Below are 18,366 nucleotides of genomic sequence, written 5' to 3'. Positions count from 1 at the left end.
CCACGCGGTATGACAAGCTCGCCGTCCGCTACGAGGCCGTCCTCCACATCGCCGTCATCAACGACTGGCTGACCTGCCTTTGAGACACGCCCTAGGAGGTCACGGCGCACTGGCCGCGGTCGACGCGGCGCGGGCCGTCGGCCGTGGGGCGGACGTCGAAGTCGAAGACGGCCGTCGGCAGGTAGAGCGAGCAGCAGGCGTTCGGGATGTCCACGACGCCGCTGAGCCGGCCCTCGATCGGGGCCGAGCCGAGCAGGAGGTACGCCTGCTCGCCGGTGTAGCCGAATTTCTTCAGGTACTCGATGGCGTTCAGGCAGGCGTTCCGGTAGGCGAGCGTGGCGTCGGTGAAGTGGTTGGTGTCCGTCTCGTGGTCGACCGAGATCCCGATGAAGGAGATGAACTCGTCGTAGCGCGGCTCGACGTTGCCCGGCATGAAGACCGGGTTGGTGGTGACGCCGTACTTCTCCATCCCGCCCTTGATGAGGTCGATGTGCAGGTCGACGAAGCCGCCCATCTCGATGGCGCCGCAGAACGTGATCTCGCCGTCGCCCTGGCTGAAGTGCAGGTCCCCGCCGGACAGCAGCGCGCCGGGGACGAACACCGGGAAGAACACGCGCGAGCCGCGGCTGAAGTTCTTGATGTCCTGGTTGCCGCCGTTCTCGCGCGGGGGGACGGTCCGGGCCCCCTCGCGTCCGATGCGCTCCAGGTCGGCGCCGTCGAGATGGCCCGCGAGCACCTCCAGCGGCTGCGGCGGCAGGGCGAGCGGCGGCACGCGGCCGGGGTCGGTGTCGATGAGGGCCTGCTCGCGGGCGTTCCAGCGGCGCAGCATGTCGGCGGACGGGGCCGTGCCGAACAGGCCGGGGTGGGCGATGCCGGTGAAGCGCACACCGGGGAGGTGGCGCGAGGTCGCCTGCTGCCCGTGGAAGTCCCAGATGGCCTTGTAGGCGTCGGGGAAGTAGTCGGTGAGGAACCCGCCGCCGTTGTGGCGGGCGAAGATGCCGGTGTAGCCCCAGCCCTGGCCCGCGACGGGGCCCTTCTCCTGCGGGACGGGGCCGATGTCGAGGACGTCCACGATGAGGAGGTCGCCGGGCTCGGCGCCCTCGACCGCGATGGGGCCGCTGAGCATGTGGTTGACGTTCAGGTCCAGGTCCCGGATGTCGTTGGCCGAGTCGTTGTCGCCGACCTGCCCGTCCATCCATTCCCGCGACTCGATGCGGATCTCCGACCCGGGCCGGACGGTCGCCGCCGCGGGGATGTCGGGATGCCACCGGTTGTGACCGGGCACTCTCTGGTCGCGCATGGATTTCGACTGGTCGACGCTGAACACGACCTCGGGCATCTTTTCCTCCGGTGATTTGCCTGCGTTTCCTTACTGCGGTCAAGGCCGGGGGAGTTGTGCGTGCCTGGGGTCGGCGGGTCTCGCGGGCGCGCGCGGGGCCGCCGCCGGGGGACGGGTGACCACGCGGGGTTCGTGCGCGCTGGCCTCCTGGACTTCGTAGGCGCGCGCGAGCGGCCGGGGCGTGCGGGTGAGCAGCGGCGGAGTGAAGACGCGAGGCGCCTCGCCGCCGCAGGACGCGCAGCGCTCGGCCGACCCGGCCGTCCCGATCGGCCGGGAGACGTCGAACGGTCCGCACGCCGCGCACCGGTACCGATAGACCGCCATGCCGCCTCCAATACCGGTGCCCGATGCCTCCACGGCGGACCATTCCGCGGAGAACGGCCGATAAACGGGACACCGGATGGTCCGGAGAGTGGTATTTCGGTGGAAATCGCCCCCGCCCGCTGCCATGATCAGGGCTGGTCTATGAGTTGGGGTGATATGTCGAGGTATTCCAGATTTGCCGCCGGGATCGCCGCGCTGGCGACCGGTGGGGGCCTCCTCGCCGGAGGCGTCGCGGGCACCGCCGAGGCCGCGGCGCTGCAGTTCCGGATCGAGGTCCCGAAGGCCGTGTCCGTGGGGAAGGGCGAGTACGACAAGTCCTGTGCCATGGACGTGTGGGCCTGGGGCACGAAGGGGAGCGGCGTCGCCTACTCCAAGGCGACCGTGATCGAGCCCGACGGCACGACCTGGCCCGTCTACAAGCGCGTCCTGCCGGGCCAGCAGGTCGGCTGGGGCGTGGGCTGCCCGTCCACCATCGACGACCTGGGCAAGTGGCGGGTCCGCGTCGTCGCCTACAGCAAGAGCGGCAAGGCCCTCGGCAGCCGCGAGAAGTACTGGTACGAGAAGTTCGACACCGTCATCCAGAGTTACAACGCCGCGCCGGAGCCGATCCGCAAGGGCCGCACGCTCTACGTCTCGGGCCGCCTGCGCCGCGTCGGCAACCTGGGGCTCGGGTACACCGCGTACCCGGGCAAGACGATCCGGGTCTACTTCAAGGCCCGGGGCTCGTCGTCGTGGTCGTACATGGGGTCCACCAAGACCGCGAAGGACGGCCGTTTCCGCAAGGGCTTCAAGGCCAAGCGGGACGGCGTCTGGCGGGCCTACTTCCCCGGTACGAGCAACTTCGACCGGCAGAAGTCGCGCGACGACTACATCGACGTCCGCTGAATTCCGCCCCGGCGGCGGCCCCGGGCCGCCGCCGGAACCCGGTGGGCACGGGTTGCTAACCTTGACGATTTGTCATGTTGCTACTCCGGCGGGGAGAGCCAGGAGATGGTGCCACGGTTGGTCCGCGGGTGGTCGCGGTGAGCGCTCCGCTATACCAGTTGAAGGCGGAGTTCTTCAAGACGCTGGGGCATCCGGCGCGGATCCGGGTGCTGGAGCTGCTGAGCGAGCGCGACCACGCGGTGGCCGAGATGCTCCCGGAGGTCGGCATCGAGCCGGCGCACCTGTCGCAGCAGCTCGCGGTCCTGCGCCGGGCCGGCCTCGTCGCCTCCCGCAAGGAGGGGGCGACGGTCATCTACTCGCTGACCAGCCCGCGCGTGGCGGAGCTGCTCGCGGTGGCCAGGGAGATCCTGACCGGGGTGCTGTCCGGGCAGGCGGAGCTGCTGGACGAGATGCGCGCCTCCGGTCCCGCCCGCGGGCGGGCGCGCGAGCACGGCTGACGGGCGGCCGCCCGGAACGACGGACTTTGCATGCTTATGAGTTGCTAAAATTGGCAATTGCGCATGTAGCTACCGATCTCCGGGGACCCGTGTGAGAGACCTGTTCCGCAAGATCCGCACGACCGGGCGCGCCGCCGAGGACCCGCCCCCCGCGCCCGCGCCGGCGCTTCCCGAGCGTGCCCGCGACCTCGCCGGATCGGTCCAGGTCCGGCATGTGGACGCGGGCTCGTGCAACGGCTGCGAGGTGGAGATCGCCTCGGCGTTCGGCCCGGTGCACGACGCGGAGCGCTACGGCGCGCGGCTGGTCGCCTCGCCCCGGCACGCCGACGCGCTCCTGGTGACGGGGCCGGTCACGCGGAACATGGAGGCGGCGCTCCGCCGCACCTACGAGGCCGTCCCCGAGCCGAAGGTCGTCATCGCGCTCGGTGACTGCGCGCGCAACTGCGGCGTGTTCGCCGAGGCGTACGGGGTCGCCGGCGCGGTCGGCGACGTCGTCCCGGTGGACGTCGAGGTGCCGGGCTGCCCGCCCGAGCCCGAGGCGATCACCGCGGCGCTGCGCGGGCTGACCGGCCGATGACGTCCACCGCGTTCGCGGCGGCCCTCGTCCTGAACCTGGCCGCGGCGGTGGCCGGGCTCGTCCTGCCGCGCGGGGCCCGGCGGGTCGCGGCCGGGACGCTCACGGCCGCCGGGGGAGCGGCCGCCGCCGTCGCGGGCACCGCCGCGATGCTGGGCGGGGAGTGGAGCGCCCGGCTGCCCGGCCTGCTGCCGCTCGCGGGCGTGCGGCTCGCGCTGGACCCGCTGGGCGGCCTCTTCCTCGCCGTGACGGGTGCGGTGGCGGTGTGCGCGGCCGTCTACGGGATCGGCTACACCCGGCACGGCGACCTGGGCGGACGCGTCCCGCAGGCGATGCCGCCGGTGTTCGTGGCGGCCATGGTCCTCGTCCCGGCGGCGGCGAGCGTGAGCACGTTCCTGCTGGCGTGGGAGCTGATGGCGCTGGCGTCCCTGCTGCTGGTCGTGGCCGAGCACCGCGGCCGGGACGAGGTCCGCACGGCCGGGCTCTGGTACGCGGTCATGACGCATCTCGGGCTCGTGGTGATCCTCGCCGGGCTCGCCGGCTTCGCGGCCGCCGCCCACGGCGAGTCGTTCGACCGGCTCCGCGAGGCGGCGGACGGCCTCCCGCCGGCCGGACGCGGCGCCGTGTTCCTCGCGGTCCTCGCCGGTTTCGCGTCCAAGGCCGGGATCGCCCCGCTGCACGTGTGGCTGCCGCGCGCCCATCCGGAGGCGCCCAGCCACGTATCGGCGCTGATGAGCGCGGCCATGGTCAACCTCGGCGTGTACGGGATCGTGCGGGTCGGGTTCGACCTGCTGGGCGGCGGGCCCGCGTGGTGGTGGCTGGTCGTCCTGGCGCTGGGCGGCGCGTCGGCCGTGTACGGCATCCTCCAGGCGGCCGTGTCCGCCGACCTCAAACGGCTCCTGGCCTATTCGACCTGCGAGAACATGGGCCTGGTCCTGGTGGGCGCCGGGGCGTCCGGGCTCTTCGCGGCGTCGGGCGCGCACACGCTGTCCGCCCTCGCGCTGACCGCCGCGCTGCTGCACGTCGTCAACCACGCGGGCTTCAAGACGCTGCTCTTCCTCGCCGCGGGATCGGTCCTGCACGCGACCGGCACCCGCGACCTCGACGCCCTCGGCGGCCTGCGCACCCGGATGCCGGCGACCACGGCGCTGTTCGGCTTCGGCGCCCTGATGGCGTCCGCGCTCCCGCTCGGCAATGGGTTCGTCAGCGAGTGGCTGCTGTTGCAGAGCCTCGTCCACGCCCTGCCGGCCGGCGGGACGCTCACCGCCGTCACGATGCCGCTCGCCGTGGCGGCGGTGGCGCTGTCGGCGGGGCTCGCCATCGCCACGTTCGTGAAGGCGTTCGGGGTCGGGTTCCTCGCGCGGGCGCGCGGCGCGGCGGCCGAGCGGGCCCGCGAGGCGCCCGCGACGATGCTGGCCGGCATGGCCGCGGCCGCCGCGAGCTGCGCCGTCCTGGCGCTGTCGCCGGGGCTCGTCCTGCCGGCGGTCGCGCGGCCGGTCGCCGTCGCCATGCCGGGGCTGGGCGCCGTCCCGGGGCCGGACGCCGTGGCGGGGCCGGTGACGCTCCGCCTCGCCGGGCTCTCCGGCACCGTTTCGCCGCTGCTCATCGCCGCGTTCCTGCTGGTCGCCGCGATCGGGCTGCTCGCGCTGCTGCGCGCCGCCGCGACCCGCCGGACGGCCCGCCGCTCCGCCCGGCTGTGGGACTGCGGCGCCGGGCCCATGACCGCGCGCATGGAGTACACCGCGACCTCGTTCGCCGAGCCGCTGCAGCGCGTCTTCGACGACGTCCTCGCCCCCGAGACCGACCTCGACGTCACCCCGCTCAAGGAGTCGGCCTATCTCGTGGACAGCGTGACCTACCGGACGCGGATCGGCGACCGGGTCGAGCACCGGCTGTACCGTCCCGTCCTCGCGGCCGCGGCGCGGACCGGCGAGGCGGCGCGCGCCCTGGCCAACGGCAGCGTGCACCGCTACGTCGGCTACGGCTTCTACACGGTGACCGGCCTGCTCATCGCGCTGGCGGTGGTCCGGTGAGCGGGGTGGTCGGGACGGTGCTCCAGGTCGTCCTCGTGGCGGCCGGCGCGCCGCTGCTCGCCGGGCTGATGCGGCAGGTCCGCGCGCGGGCCGAGGGACGCGCCGGGGCCGGCGTGCTCCAGCCGTGGCGCGACCTCCGCAAGCTCCTGCGCAAGGAGCCGATCACGCCGCACGGCACCGGCCCGCTGTTCCGCACGGCGCCGCTCGTCCTCGCCGGGTCGACGCTCGTCGTCGCGGCCGTGGTCCCGCTCGTCACGACCCGGTCCCCGCTGGACGGGGCGGCCGACCTGTTCGCCGTGACCGCGCTGCTCGCGCTCGGCACGGTCGCGCTCGCGCTCGCCGCCCTCGACACCGGCACGGCGTTCGGCGGCATGGGCGCGAGCCGCGAGATGGTCGTGCTGGCGCTCGTGGAGCCCACCATCCTGCTGTCGACGTTCGCGCTGTCGGTGCGCGCAGGGTCCACCAACCTCGGCGCGATCGTCACCTCGACGCTCGACGACCCGCAGCGCGCCGTGTTCCCCGCGAGCCTGCTGGCCCTCGTGGCGCTGGTGGTCGTCGTCATCGCCGAGGCCGGGCGGATGCCGGTCGACAACCCGTCCACCCACCTCGAGCTGACGATGATCCACGAGGCGATGGTGCTGGAGTACGCCGGGCCCGACCTCGCGCTCGTCGAGTGGGCGTCGGCGATGCGGCTGACCGTCCTGCTCGGCCTGCTGTCGAACCTCTTCGTCCCGTGGGGCGTCGCCGGGGACTCCCTCGCCCTGCTGCCGCTCGGCGCCGCGGCCGTCGCGGCCAAGGTCGCGGCGGCGGGCGCCGCGCTCGCCGCCGCCGAGGTGTTCATGGCGAAGCTCCGCATGTTCCGGGTGCCGGAACTGCTCGCCGGCTCGTTCGTGCTGGCCCTGTTCGCCGTGGCCTCGTCCTTCTTCCTGGTGGCGCCGTGAACCACACGACCTACGTGCAGCTCCTCAACGCGTCCTGCGGCGCCTTCCTGCTCGCCGGGATCCTCGTGCTGTGGCGCCGCGACCTCGCCGCGATCGTCCGGCTGTTCGCGCTGCAGGGCGCGGCGCTCGCGCTGCTCATCGCGGTCCTCGGCCGGCACGAGGGCGACGCCGGCGTGCTGGCGCTGGCCGCGGGCGTCGGGGCGCTGCGCGCGCTGCTGCTGCCGTGGCTGCTGCGCCGCGCCCTGGCCGGGAGCGGGACGAGCCGCGAGACGCAGCCGCTCGTCAACGTGGCGGCCTCGCTGACCGTCGCGGCGCTGCTCGGGCTGCTCTGCTACGCCGTCACCCGCCCCATCGTGCGGCTCGACCCGACACCCGCGACCCACGCCGTGCCGGTCGCGCTCACCGTCGTGCTGATCGGGCTCTTCGTCCTGGTGACGCGGCGCCGCGCCGTGTCCCAGATCGTGGGGTTCCTGCTCATGGACAACGGCATCACCGCGGTCGCGTTCCTCACCGCCTCGGGGGTGCCGCTCGTCGTGGAGCTCGGCGTCTCCCTCGACGTCCTGCTGGCGGTGCTGGTGCTCCAGGTGCTGACCGCGCGGATGCGGGCCGCCTTCGGCGACACCGACCTCGACGACCTGCGGGAGCTGCGCGACCGATGACCCTGCTGCTGATCGCCCCGATCGGGGTGCCGCTGCTGGCCGCCGCGTGCCTCGCCGCCCTCGGCGGGCGCCGCGGGACGTCCTGGCTCGGCGGGACGTCCTGGCTCGGCGCCACCGCCGCCGCCGCGGTGCTCGCGTGCGGGATCGCGCTCGCCGCGTCCGGCCCGCGGACCGCGATCGGCGGCCTGCTGCGCGCCGACGCGCTCAGCGCGTTCATGCTCATCGTGATCGGCGCCGTGGCGCTGCCCGCGATGCTGGCGAGCCCCGGCCACCTGGCCGCCGAGGGGACGGCCCCGCGCGACGCGCGCCGGTACGGCGCCCTCATCCAGGCGTTCGTCGCCGCGATGGCCCTCGCCGTGCTGTCCGCGAGCCTCGGCATGCTGTGGGTCGCGATCGAGGCGACGACGGTCCTGTCCGCGTTCCTCGTCGGGCACCGCCGCACCCGCAACGCGACCGAGGCGGCCTGGAAGTACGTCGTGATCTGCTCGGCCGGGATCGCGCTCGCCTTCCTCGGCGTCGTGCTCCTGCACTTCGCGGCCGAGCAGGCCCACGTCCCGGCCGCCGGCTCCCTCGGCTGGGCCGACCTCGCCGCCCACGCCGGACGCCTCGACCCCGACGTCACGCGCATCGCCGTCGCGCTGCTCGTCCTCGGCTTCGGCGCCAAGGCCGGGCTCGCGCCGCTGCACGCCTGGCTGCCGGACGCGCACGGCCAGGCGCCCGCGCCGGTGTCCGCGCTCATGTCCGGCGCCCTGCTGCCGGTCGCGCTCTACGCCGTACTGCGGGTCAAGACGATCGCGGACGCGGCCCTCGGCCCCGGGTTCGTCCGGACGCTGCTGCTGACCGCGGCGCTGGCCTCCCTCGCGCTCGCCGCGGCCCTGCTGCTCGGCCAGCGCGACTACAAGCGGATGCTCGCCTACTCCAGCATCGAGCACATGGGCCTGATGGCGTTCGGCGCCGCGATCGGGACCCGGCTCGCCATGGCCGCCGTGCTGCTGCACGCGCTCGGGCACGGCCTCGCCAAGACGGTCGCGTTCCTCGCCGCCGGGCACCTCCAGCGGGCCGCCGGGAGCAGCCGCGTCGACGCCGCGCGCGGTGTCGCCGCCCGCGCCCCGCTGGCCGCCGGCGCGTTCGGCGCCGCCGTGCTCGCACTGCTCGGCTTCCCGCCGTTCAGCCTGTTCGCCAGCGAGCTCGCGATGTTCCGCGCCGGGTTCGCCGCCGGGCTCGGCTGGGCCGTCGCCGCCGTGCTCGCGCTGCTGCTCGCCGCCACCGCCGCCACCGCCGCCGGGACGGCCCGGATGCTGCTCGGCGGCCCGCGCACTGGGCCCGGCGCCGCGACCCTGCCCGCCCGCCCGCCGCTCGGCGCGGCGGCCGCCCTGCTGCTCGGCCTGCCCGTCTGCGCCGCGATCGGGATCGGCCTCGGCCCCCTGCACGGGCTGCTGCTCGACGCCGCCGCCGTCCTCGGAGCGCGATGATGACCACGACCGCCGACGACATCGACCCCGCGCGGCTGCGCGAGCGCGCCGCCGCCCTGCTGGAGGGCGGGCACCGCCTCGCCCTGGCCGCCGCCCACGAGGACCGCGACGGCCTCCGCGCCGTCTACCTGTTCACCGCGCCCGGACCCGACCGGCGCACCGAGCTGCACGTCCGCCTCGACCGCGACGACCCGGCCGTGCCGACCCTCGCCGGGATCAGCTTCCCCGCCGGGCGGTTCGAACGGGAGATGCACGACCTGTACGGGATCGTCCCGACCGGGCATCCGCTGCCGCGCCGGCTCGTCCGGCACCACCACTGGCCGCGCGGCTGGTACCCGATGCGCGCCGACGCCGGGCCGCCGCCCCCGTTCGGCGACCCCATGGGCCCCTACCCGTTCGTCCGGGTCGACGGGCCCGGCGTGTACGAGATCCCGGTCGGGCCGGTGCACGCCGGGATGATCGAGCCGGGGCACTTCCGGTTCTCCGTCGTCGGCGAGAGCATCCTCAAACTGAAGGCGCGGCTCTGGTTCGTCCACAAGGGGCTGGAGAAGCTGTTCCAGGGGCGGCCGCCGGACGACGCGCTGGCCCTCGCCGAACGCGTCAGCGGCGACACGACCGTCGGGCATGCCCTCGCCTTCTGCCTCGCCGTCGAGGACGCCGCCGGGTGCTCGGTGTCACCGGGCGCGCAGCGCAGGCGCGCCCTCCTGCTCGAACTCGAACGCCTCTACAACCATGTGACCGACCTCGGCGCGCTCTGCAACGACGTCGGCCACTCCATCCTGAACGCCCAGTTCGGACGCGTCCGCGAGCGGCTGCTCAGGCTCAACGCCGGCGTGACCGGCCACCGGCTGCTGCGCGGCGGGGTGGTGCTCGGCGGCGCCGTCCTGCGCGCCGTGCCCGACCCCGCCGCCCTCCAGGCCATCGGCGCCGAGATCGCCGAACTCGCCGCCCTCGCGCTCGGGCACACCGTCGTCGCGGACCGCTTCACCGGCACCGCGCCCCTGCCCACCGCCGCCGCGCGCGACCTCGGCGTCCTCGGCCCGGCCGCCCGCGCGAGCGGCGTGGACGCCGACGCCCGCCGCGACCACCCCTTCACCGACCTGCGGCCGGCACTGGACGTCCCCACCGAGACCACCGGCGACGTGCTGGCCCGGTTCCAGATCCGGGTGCGCGAGATCGCCGTCTCGATCGAGATCGTCCGCGACCTCGCCTACGCGATGAACCCCGGTCTGATCTCGGCGTGGCCGCCGACCACCCGCGCCCGGAGCACGTCCGGCGCCGGGATCGTGGAGGGCTGGCGCGGCACCATCGTCCACCGCGTCGAACTCGCCCCGGACGGCACGCTCTCCCGCGTGAAGATCGTGGACCCGTCGTTCTTCAACTGGCCCGCCCTCCCGGTGGCGCTCAGCGGCGCGATCGTCCCCGACTTCCCGCTGGTCAACAAGAGCTTCAACCTCTCCTACGCCGGCAACGACCTGTAACGGGAGGGAGCCGGTGCGGGGGCTCAGTGGTGCCAGGGGAGGCGGACGGGTTCGGCCGGGACGGTGCCGGACAGCAGGTCCGCGAGCAGCCCGGCGAGCCCGAGCGGGTAGACCGTCTCCCCGGACCCGGCGAGTTCGTCGAGCGTCCACCAGCGGTGCGCGCCCATGTGCTCGCGCTCGATGGGGGTGAACCCCTCGGTGTCGATCTCGCCGGCGGCCGTCCGGTAGAAGAAGAAGTCGTCCCGGAACAGGCCCTTGGACCAGCCGAGGTCCGCGTGCCCGGACGTCACCGCGACCCGCGGGCCGAGATCGCCGGGCGGGACGACCAGCCCGGTCTCCTCGCGCAGTTCGCGGGCCGCCGCGGCGCGCAGCGTCTCGCCGGGCTCGACGCCCCCGCCCGGGGTGATCCAGCAGTGGCCCGCCGCGGGGTCGCCGAAGGACAGCGGGAAGCGGAACAGCAGGGTGCGGCCGGCGTCGTCCACCAGCAGGACCCGGGCGGTGCGCCGGCGGTAGCGCTCACCGGGCTCCGGGCCGTCCGCGTCGCGCCGTTCCGGCCGGGGCGGGCCGCCGGGCGGGGCGCTCGTCACGTGGCGACTTCGGCGCCCAGCTTCGCGAGCTGCGCGTCGTAGATGCTCCGCAGGCCCTTGGGCGCGAAGGTGCGCTCGAAGAACCCGCCGATGCCGCCCGCGCCGTCCCAGGTGGTCGTGACCTCGACCCGCGCGCCGCCGTTCGCCGGGGAGACCGCCCAGGTGGTGACCATGGACGAGTTGGCGTCCTTCTCGACGATCCGGTTCTCATCGGGGGTGCTGACGGTGAACAGGCAGTCGCGCACCCGCTTGCTGGTGGCCGCCAGCTTCCAGTGCACGACCGTGCCCGCGCCCTGGCCGCCCTCCCGCACCTCGTACTCGCTGAAGTGCTCGGTCAGCATCCGGGACCGCACGCCCGTGTAGTCGCCGAGTGCGTCGAGCACTCGCGCCGGGCTCGCCTGCAACGTCGCTTCCGCGGTGACCACGACTTTTCCCATGCGGCCCATCATCGCATCGTGGCGGACCGGCAGCGCCGCGGGGCAGGCGCGCCGGCGCCTTGACCAGGTGGTTTTCCAGGAATGCCCCATGATGTTGCTGAAGATCGAAAATTGTGCGGTCCACGCCCCTAGAATCATCCGATCGCTACCCGGAGGGGAGGTTCGTCGTGAGCGATGAGCATCATCCGGAATGGGTGATCGACCCGGAAATCCCGAGCGTCGCCCGGATGTACGACTACTACCTCGGCGGCAAGGACAACTTCGCCGCCGACCGCGCCGCCGCCGACCAGGTGGTCGCGGCGATGCCGAACGTCCTGGAGTTCACCCGCGCCAACCGCGCGCTGCTGTCGCGGGCGGTGACGATGATGGCCGCGCACGGCGTCCGGCAGTTCCTCGACATCGGGTCCGGGCTGCCGACGCAGGAGAACGTGCACGAGGTCGCGCAGCGCGCCGCCCCCGGCTGCCGCGTCGTCTACGTCGACAACGACCCCATCGTCCTCACGCACGCGCGGGCGCTGCTGGCCGACAACCCGCTGACCACCGTCGTGCAGGCCGACCTGCGCGAGCCGGACACGATCCTCGGCCACCCGGACGTCAAGGCGCGGATCGACTTCACGCAGCCGGTCGGGCTGCTGCTGCTCGCCATCCTGCACTTCATCCCGGACGAGGAGCGTCCCGCCGACATCGTGGCGCGGCTGCGCGCGCCGCTGGTGCCCGGCAGCTACCTGGCCATCTCGCACGGCCACGCGGGAGAGGTCACGCAGGACGTCGAGGACCGGGTCCGCTCCGCCTACGGCCGGACCGGGGCGGGCGACATCATCCCGCGCGGGGTCGGCGAGGTGGCGGAGTTCTTCCGGGGCACCGAGCTGGTCGGGCCCGGCCTGGTCCAGGTCGCCGACTGGCGGCCGGACGCCGAGCCGTTCCGGTCCGACATGTCCCGGCCGGGGTTCCTCGCCGCCGTGGGCCGGGTGGTGTGATGCTGCCGCTCGGCTTCCTGTTCGGCCGCGCGTTCAGTGAGGACCCCTACCCCGCCTACGCGGAGCTGCGGGCGTCCGGGCCGGTGCACCGGATCGACTTCCCCGAGGGCGCCACCGCGTTCCTGGTGGTCGACCACGAGCACGGCCGCGCCGCCCTGAGCGATCCGCGGCTGTCCAAGGACGTCGCGCACAGCGCGGTGCCGGTGGACGGCGAGCAGTTCTTCGGCGGCACGATGCTCGCCATGGACCCGCCCGACCACACCCGGCTGCGCGGGCTGATGGCCAAGGCGTTCACCACGCGGCGGGTGGAGCGGCTGCGGCCCCGCGTCCAGGAGATCACCGCCGGGCTGCTGGACGCCGTCGCGGCGCGCGGCGAGGCGGACCTCATCGAGGACCTCGCCGTCCCGCTGCCGGTGCAGGTCATCTGCGAGCTGCTCGGCGTGCCCGCGTCCGACCGGGCCCGGTTCCGCGAGTGGACGGCCGTGCTGACCGTCCCGGCGCTGACGCCGGAGGCCCGCGCCCACCGCCGCGAGGTCGCCCGCGCGTTCAACGGCTACCTGATCGAGGTCATCGCCGAGCGCCGGGCCCGTCCGGAGGACGACCTGGTCAGCGCGCTGATCAGCGCCCGCGACGGGGACGCGTCCCTCACCGAGGCCGAGCTGCTCGCCGGCATCGCGCTGCTGCTCATCGCCGGGCACGAGACCACGGTCAACCTCATCGGCAACGGCGTGCTCGCGCTGCTCCGGGCCCCGGACCAGATGGAGCTGCTCCGGTCCCGGCCCGAGCTGCTGCCGGCCGCCGTCGAGGAGTTGCTGCGCTACGACGGCCCGGTCGAGCGGGCCAGCCAGCGCGTCGCCCTGGAGGACATGGAGATCGCGGGCACCTTCGTCCCCAAGGGCGCGTGGGTGCACGTCTCGCTCGGCGCGGCCGACCGCGACCCGGCCGTGTTCGACGACCCCGACCGGCTGGACGTGACGCGCGCCCCCAAGCGGCACGTCGCCTTCGGCCACGGCATCCACTTCTGCCTCGGCGCGCCTCTGGCCCGGCTTGAGGGCCAGGTCGCCATCGGCGGCCTGCTGGAGCGCTTCCCCGACCTGGCCCTCGCCGTCCCGGACGCCGACCTGCGGCACCACCGCACCGGCTCCATCGTCCGGGGCCTGGTCGCCCTGCCGGTCCGGATCAGCTGAGCGCGCAGGCGTTGACGACGTCGCCGGACGCGGGCCGGGGGACGGTCGCGCTGGGCGGGGGCACCTGGCCGCCGCGCGGGGCGGTCCAGCGTTCGAGGGCGTCGAACGCCGTCCGCATGCAGGGCAGCAGCGGCCGCATCCGGTCCGGGAACATGTCGTATTCGAGGTCGAGGTGGGAGGCGCCCTCGATCCGGTAGTAGCGGTGCAGCGCGCCCCTGCCCCGCTCCCGGACCTTGCGGTCGTAGGCGTCGCCGTGGACCCTGATCGGGAGCAGCGCGTCCAGCGTCCCCTGCACCGTGATCATCGGCTTGCCGATGCGGCCGGTCATCCCGAGCCGCTCCACCGTCCTGTGGACGCTCTCGGGACGCGTGTAGTAGCGGTAGTCGGTGTCGCAGTCCGGCGTCCCGCTCTCGCAGTACGGGACGCCCGCCTCCAGGTCGCCGTCGTACGCCGGGTCGACCTCCTCGCGGTAGATGCGCTGGGTGCCGTCCCACAGGGCGCTGTAGTTGAAGTCCCACAGGAACTCCGAGCCCGGAGCGAAACCGGCCTTCAGCATCGCGGCGTGCGCCGCCGGGTCGCCGGTCGACGCGTACTTCGGGTAGTTGCGCAGCGCCACCGGCAGGTAGACCAGCGCGTTGTTTCCGCCGTCCCGCGGCCAGTACGTGCCCTCGGAGTCCAGGCCGCCGTCGTACAGCTCGGGGTGGTCTTCCAGGGCCTTGCGCACGAGCTGGCCGCCGTTGGAGATGCCGGCCGCGTACGTCCGGCGCAGGGGCCTGCCGTAGTGGCGGGCCACCGTCGCCTTGGCGGCGACGGTGAGCTGCGTCATCCGGCGGTACCACTCCGCGATGGCGTCACCGGGGCGCCGGCCGTCCTGGAAGAACGTCGGGCCGTTGTTGCCCTTGTCGGTCGAGGCGAAGGCGTACCCCTTCGCCAGCACCCAGTCGGAGATGGTGAAGTCGTTGGCGTACTGGAGCCGCGTCCCCGGCGCCCCGGACACCACCAGCCCGCCGTTCCACCGCTCTGGAAGCCGGATCACGAACTGCGAGTCGTGGTTCCAGCCGTGGGTGGTGTTGAACGAGGAACCGTCCCGGAAGTAACCGTCGATCTGGATCCCCGGCACGCCGCTCGGGTTCGCGGTGGCCGCCGCGTGCAGCCCCGTCCACTGGACCTTGACGGTGTGCCCGGACGCGACCGTCCCGGCCGTGGTCAGGTCGTCCAGGCAGGCGGCGACCTGCCGTTCCGCGCCGGGGACGCGCACCCGGTCCAGGTGGGCGCAGCGGGCGCCGGCGTGCGCGGACGGCGCGGCCATCGCGACCAGGGGGACGGCCAGGAGCGGGCCCAGCAGGGCCGAGAGGGCGGAGGGTCTGCGGACGACGGGCATGTGCGGCCTCCGGGGGGTGGGAACGGGGCTCGCCGGTCGGCCCCGTGCGAGAAGCCATGCTGTGCGACCGGCGGGCGGCGGGGCCACGTTCCCGAGCACACTCTCGGCCCGCGTCCGGTGGTGGCACGGGCCTGCCGATGTGTGCGGACTCATAGCGGGACGCCCGAATATGTGCCCGATCACCTGGCTCGCCGGCCCGGCCGCCGCCTAGCGTTCACGGTCACGGCGGCCCGGGTGTGGTGCGGGTCACGCCACGACGCGTGAGGAGGGCGCATGGGCGATCCCGTCCCGCGGGGCCCGGTGCTGGAGGCGCGGGGTCTGGTCCGGGAGTTCCGCGGTTTCCGTGCCGTGGACGGTGTGGACCTGGATGTGGGGGAGGGGTCGGTGCATGCGCTGGTGGGGCCGAACGGTGCGGGCAAGACGACGTTGTTCAACCTGCTGACGGGGTTCTTGAAGCCGTCGGCGGGGAGTGTGCGGCTGGGGCGGCATGAGCTGGCGGGGCGGAGTCCGGAGGCGATCGCGCGGCTGGGTGTGGCGCGCTCGTTCCAGATCACCAGCCTGTTCGCCGAACTCACCCCGCGCCGCCACATGGAGCTGGCGCTGGCGAGCGGCACCGGCCTCGGCTGGCGGTTCTGGCGGTCCGACCGGGCGCTGGACCGCTTCGCCGGGCGCGCCGGGGAACTCCTCGCCCAGGTCGGGCTGGAGGAGCAGGCGGACGTCCCGGCGGCCTCCCTGTCGTACGGGAGCAAGCGCGCGCTGGAGCTGGCGCTGGCCCTCGCGCTGGACCCCAAGGTCCTGCTGCTGGACGAGCCGACCGCCGGTATGGGCGTGGAAGACGTCGGCCGGACGGTCGAGCTCATCAAGAAGGTTCGCGCGGGGCGGACGGTCGTTCTGGTCGAGCACAACATGAGTGTGGTGGCGAGCCTGGCGGACCGGGTGACGGTGCTTCAGCACGGTCGGGTTCTGGTCGAGGGGCCGTATGCCGAGATCCGTCATGACCCGCGTGTGGTCACTGCCTACCTGGGGGACTCGCATGCTGCGCGTTGACGGACTGTCGGCCTGGTACGGTGAAGCGCAGGCCCTGCGCGATGTGTCCCTGCACGTCGATCAGGGTGAGATCGTGACGCTCGTCGGACGCAACGGCGCCGGCAAGACCACGCTGCTGCGCTGCCTGATGGGCCTGCACGACACCCATGGCAGAACGACGGGCACGATCTCGCTCAGCGGCGCGGACATGCGCGGCTTGAGCCCGCACAAGCGCGCGCGTCGCGGCCTCGGCTACGTCCCGGACGACCGCGGCATCTTCGCCACGCTGTCGGTCGAGGAGAACCTGACGCTGCCGCCGCGCATGGGCGAGGGGTCCTGGCCGCTGGAGCGGGTGTACGAGACGTTCCCGCGGTTGAAGGAGCGGCGGCGGTTTCCCGGGACGAAGCTGTCGGGCGGTGAGCAGCAGATGCTCGCGCTGGCGCGGGTGCTGCGGACGGGGGCGCGGCTGCTGCTGTGCGACGAGCCGACCGAGGGACTGTCGCCGCTGATCGTCCAGCAGATCGGCGCGATCCTGCGCGAGGTCAAGGCCGCCGGGGTGACCGTCCTGCTGGTCGAGCAGAACGTGCACTTCGCCGCGACCGTCGCCGACCGCCACTACCTGCTCGCCGAGGGCCGCGTCGTCGAGTCGCTCGACAGCGGCCAGGTCCGCGAGCGCGAGCACGAGCTTCTCGACTACCTCGGGATCTGACCGTGCCCGGAGCCGAAGTGCCGACCGTGTGGGACCCGCCGACCGTGTGGACGGCCGACCGTCCGCGAACAGAGGAGACGCCTGTATGAGGATCATGGGCTGGAGCTGCGGCCTGGCCGCCGCCGGGCTGCTGCTGGCGGGCTGCGGGGGCGGGCCGGGCGGCGGCGGAGGGAAGATCAGCGACGGCAAGGTGGTGCTGGCCGTGCTGAACGACGCGTCGGGCATCTACGCCGACACCTCCGGCCGCGCCACCGTCGAGGCGGTCAGGATGGCGGTGGCCGACTACCGGGCGAAGTACGGCGGCAAGGCGGTCGCGGAGAAGATCGAGGTCGAGGCCGCCGACCACCAGAACAAGCCGGAGATCGCCAACTCCAAGGCGCAGGAGCTCTACGACCGCAAGAAGGCCGACCTGATCGTGGACGTCCCGACCTCGTCCGCGGCCTTCGCCGTCGCCACCATCGCGAAGAACAAGAAGAAGGTGTTCATCGACGTCGGCGCCGCCAGCACCGAGCTGGAGGGCAAGCAGTGCAACAAGTACACCTTCCACTACGGCTACAACAGCTACATGCTCGCGAACGGCACGGGCTCCGAGGTCACCAAGGACGGCCTCAAGAACTGGTACATGGTCTACCCGGACTACGCGTTCGGGCAGGACATGCAGAAGACGTTCGGCGCGGCCATCAAGAGCGCGGGCGGGACGGTGGTCAAGAGCGACCCGACGCCGTTCCCGAACGACAACTTCTCCACGTTCCTGCTGAAGGCGCCCGGCCTGGACCCCAAGCCGCAGGTGCTCGGGAGCATGCACGCGGGCGGTGACCTGGTCAACCTGGTGAAGCAGTACAACGAGTACAAGCTGCGCGACAAGGGAGTCCGCCTCGCGGTCGGGCTGCTGTCCCTCAGCGACATCCACTCGCTCGGCCCGGACGCGCTGGCCGGGGTCCAGCACACCGACATGTGGTACTGGAACCTCGACGACAGGTCCCGTGCGTGGGCCGACAAGTTCCAGGCCAAGACCGGTAAGCGCCCCACGTCCAACATGGGCGCCAACTACTCGGCGGCGCTCCAGTACCTGGAGGCCGTGCAGCGCGCCGGCACCGACAAGCCGGACGAGGTCGTCGCGCAACTTGAGGGCGCCGAGATCGACGACATGTTCGCGCGCAACGCGACCATCCGCGCCGCGGACCACCTGCTGCTGCACGACGCGTACCTGTCGCAGGTGAAGCCGTCCTCCGAGGTCAAGGAGCCGTGGGACTACGAGAAGGTCCTGAAGACCGTCCCGGCGGCGGAGGCGTTCCAGCCGCAGCCGGACGCGGCCTGCAAGCTGTGAGGCGGGCCTGAGGTGCTGCAACAGGCGTTCAACGGGCTGGTGGGCGGGGCGTTCTACGCCCTGCTCGCCCTCGGCCTGGCCGTCATCTTCGGGATGCTCGGCGTCGTCAACCTCGCGCACGGCGCGTTCTACATGCTGGGTGCGTTCGGGGCGTTCATCGCGCTGGACTCGCTCGGCCTGAACTTCTGGCCGGCGCTCGTCCTGGTGCCGCTGGTGCTGGGCGTGGCGGGGACCGTCCTGGAACGGGCGTTCATCCGGCGGTTGGCGCCGCTGGATCCGCTCTACAACTTCCTGTTCACCTTCGGGCTGGCGCTGATCCTGCAAGACCTGGTGAAGCGGCAGTACGGGGTCAACTCCCAGCCCTACCCCAGGCCGTCCCAACTGGGCGGGACGGTCGACCTGGGGCTGTTCACCTATCCCGCCTATCAGGTGTTTGTGTTGGTGGTGTCGGTGGTGGTGTGCGGTGGTGTGTGGGTGGTGCTGACGCGGACGCGGGTGGGGATGATCGTGCGGGCGGCGACGGAGAAGCC

General features: G+C 73.3%; 19 protein-coding genes. 14 read left to right on the top strand and 5 right to left on the bottom strand.

Features of this window, described 5'->3' with window-relative positions:
• Positions 1-91: 91 nt before the first annotated feature.
• Both fmdA and CHF16_RS38515 read right to left on the bottom strand, forming a co-directional pair.
• Positions 92-1,339, bottom strand: a complete 1,248-nt coding sequence (gene fmdA / locus CHF16_RS38520) for a formamidase (protein WP_089331141.1) — start codon at positions 1,337-1,339, stop codon at positions 92-94.
• 39 nt (positions 1,340-1,378) lie between these two features.
• Positions 1,379-1,663 (bottom strand): FmdB family zinc ribbon protein, encoded by a 285-nt coding sequence (locus CHF16_RS38515; RefSeq protein WP_089331140.1) that lies wholly within the window; start codon positions 1,661-1,663, stop codon positions 1,379-1,381.
• 156 nt (positions 1,664-1,819) lie between these two features.
• Between CHF16_RS38515 and CHF16_RS38510 the strand changes: the two genes are divergently transcribed.
• The 8 genes from CHF16_RS38510 to CHF16_RS38475 all read left to right on the top strand — a co-directional run bounded on the left by CHF16_RS38510 (position 1,820) and on the right by CHF16_RS38475 (position 10,205).
• Positions 1,820-2,548 carry a hypothetical protein gene (locus CHF16_RS38510; RefSeq protein WP_089331139.1) on the top strand — a complete coding sequence of 243 codons (729 nt, stop codon included), beginning with the start codon at positions 1,820-1,822 and terminating at the stop codon, positions 2,546-2,548.
• Positions 2,549-2,685: 137 nt separating this feature from the next.
• Positions 2,686-3,045: an ArsR/SmtB family transcription factor gene (locus tag CHF16_RS38505; protein ID WP_089331145.1), complete on the top strand. Its 360-nt coding sequence runs from the start codon at positions 2,686-2,688 to the stop codon at positions 3,043-3,045.
• A gap of 91 nt (positions 3,046-3,136) precedes the next feature.
• Complete coding sequence (locus CHF16_RS38500) at positions 3,137-3,622, top strand: NADH-quinone oxidoreductase subunit B family protein (protein ID WP_179271923.1); 486 nt, start codon at positions 3,137-3,139, stop codon at positions 3,620-3,622.
• On the top strand, positions 3,619-5,652 hold the full coding sequence (locus CHF16_RS38495; protein WP_089331138.1) for a proton-conducting transporter transmembrane domain-containing protein: 2,034 nt from the start codon (positions 3,619-3,621) through the stop codon (positions 5,650-5,652). The genes CHF16_RS38500 and CHF16_RS38495 overlap by 4 nt, the downstream gene beginning before the upstream one ends.
• Entirely contained in the window at positions 5,649-6,593 is a 945-nt protein-coding gene (locus tag CHF16_RS38490) for a respiratory chain complex I subunit 1 family protein (protein ID WP_245869799.1), read from the top strand. The genes CHF16_RS38495 and CHF16_RS38490 overlap by 4 nt, the downstream gene beginning before the upstream one ends.
• Positions 6,590-7,252 (top strand): hypothetical protein, encoded by a 663-nt coding sequence (locus CHF16_RS38485; protein WP_089331137.1) that lies wholly within the window; start codon positions 6,590-6,592, stop codon positions 7,250-7,252. Before CHF16_RS38490 ends, CHF16_RS38485 begins: the two co-directional genes overlap by 4 nt.
• Complete coding sequence (locus tag CHF16_RS38480; RefSeq protein WP_089331136.1) at positions 7,249-8,724, top strand: proton-conducting transporter transmembrane domain-containing protein; 1,476 nt, start codon at positions 7,249-7,251, stop codon at positions 8,722-8,724. Before CHF16_RS38485 ends, CHF16_RS38480 begins: the two co-directional genes overlap by 4 nt.
• On the top strand, positions 8,724-10,205 hold the full coding sequence (locus tag CHF16_RS38475; protein WP_089331135.1) for a hydrogenase large subunit: 1,482 nt from the start codon (positions 8,724-8,726) through the stop codon (positions 10,203-10,205). The genes CHF16_RS38480 and CHF16_RS38475 overlap by 1 nt, the downstream gene beginning before the upstream one ends.
• Positions 10,206-10,228: 23 nt before the next feature.
• Here CHF16_RS38475 and CHF16_RS38470 read toward each other — a convergent pair whose 3' ends face one another.
• Positions 10,229-10,792, bottom strand: coding sequence for an NUDIX hydrolase (locus CHF16_RS38470; protein ID WP_089331134.1), 564 nt, complete (start codon positions 10,790-10,792; stop codon positions 10,229-10,231).
• A complete protein-coding gene (locus tag CHF16_RS38465; protein ID WP_089331133.1) occupies positions 10,789-11,229 on the bottom strand; it encodes an SRPBCC family protein in 441 nt (146 codons plus the stop codon). The genes CHF16_RS38470 and CHF16_RS38465 overlap by 4 nt, the downstream gene beginning before the upstream one ends.
• Before the next feature lie 167 nt (positions 11,230-11,396).
• On the opposite strand from CHF16_RS38465, the gene CHF16_RS38460 reads away from it, so the two are divergent.
• Together CHF16_RS38460 and CHF16_RS38455 are read left to right on the top strand one after the other, a co-directional pair.
• The gene (locus tag CHF16_RS38460; RefSeq protein ID WP_245869798.1) at positions 11,397-12,206 is read left to right on the top strand and encodes an SAM-dependent methyltransferase; all 810 of its coding nucleotides are present in this window, start codon (positions 11,397-11,399) and stop codon (positions 12,204-12,206) included.
• Complete coding sequence (locus CHF16_RS38455; protein WP_089331132.1) at positions 12,206-13,393, top strand: cytochrome P450 family protein; 1,188 nt, start codon at positions 12,206-12,208, stop codon at positions 13,391-13,393. Before CHF16_RS38460 ends, CHF16_RS38455 begins: the two co-directional genes overlap by 1 nt.
• On the opposite strand, the gene CHF16_RS38450 is transcribed toward CHF16_RS38455, so the two are convergent.
• Positions 13,386-14,774, bottom strand: coding sequence for a tannase/feruloyl esterase family alpha/beta hydrolase (locus CHF16_RS38450; protein WP_089331131.1), 1,389 nt, complete (start codon positions 14,772-14,774; stop codon positions 13,386-13,388). The genes CHF16_RS38455 and CHF16_RS38450 overlap by 8 nt on opposite strands.
• Positions 14,775-15,047: 273 nt before the next feature.
• Between CHF16_RS38450 and CHF16_RS38445 the strand changes: the two genes are divergently transcribed.
• From CHF16_RS38445 to CHF16_RS38430, 4 genes are all read left to right on the top strand, one after another.
• Entirely contained in the window at positions 15,048-15,821 is a 774-nt protein-coding gene (locus tag CHF16_RS38445) for an ABC transporter ATP-binding protein (protein ID WP_089331130.1), read from the top strand.
• Positions 15,808-16,509 (top strand): ABC transporter ATP-binding protein, encoded by a 702-nt coding sequence (locus tag CHF16_RS38440; RefSeq protein ID WP_089331129.1) that lies wholly within the window; start codon positions 15,808-15,810, stop codon positions 16,507-16,509. The genes CHF16_RS38445 and CHF16_RS38440 overlap by 14 nt, the downstream gene beginning before the upstream one ends.
• 85 nt (positions 16,510-16,594) lie before the next feature.
• Positions 16,595-17,836, top strand: a complete 1,242-nt coding sequence (locus CHF16_RS38435; RefSeq protein WP_089331128.1) for an ABC transporter substrate-binding protein — start codon at positions 16,595-16,597, stop codon at positions 17,834-17,836.
• 12 nt (positions 17,837-17,848) lie between these two features.
• On the top strand, positions 17,849-18,366 hold a 518-nt coding region (locus CHF16_RS38430), incomplete at its 3' end, for a branched-chain amino acid ABC transporter permease (RefSeq protein WP_143228334.1).

This window comes from Actinomadura meyerae, from assembly GCF_900188445.1.
GTDB classification, from domain to species: domain Bacteria; phylum Actinomycetota; class Actinomycetes; order Streptosporangiales; family Streptosporangiaceae; genus Spirillospora; species Spirillospora meyerae.
Note: the sequence above shows the minus strand (reverse complement) of the source record. Positions and strands in the feature narration are given on the sequence as shown.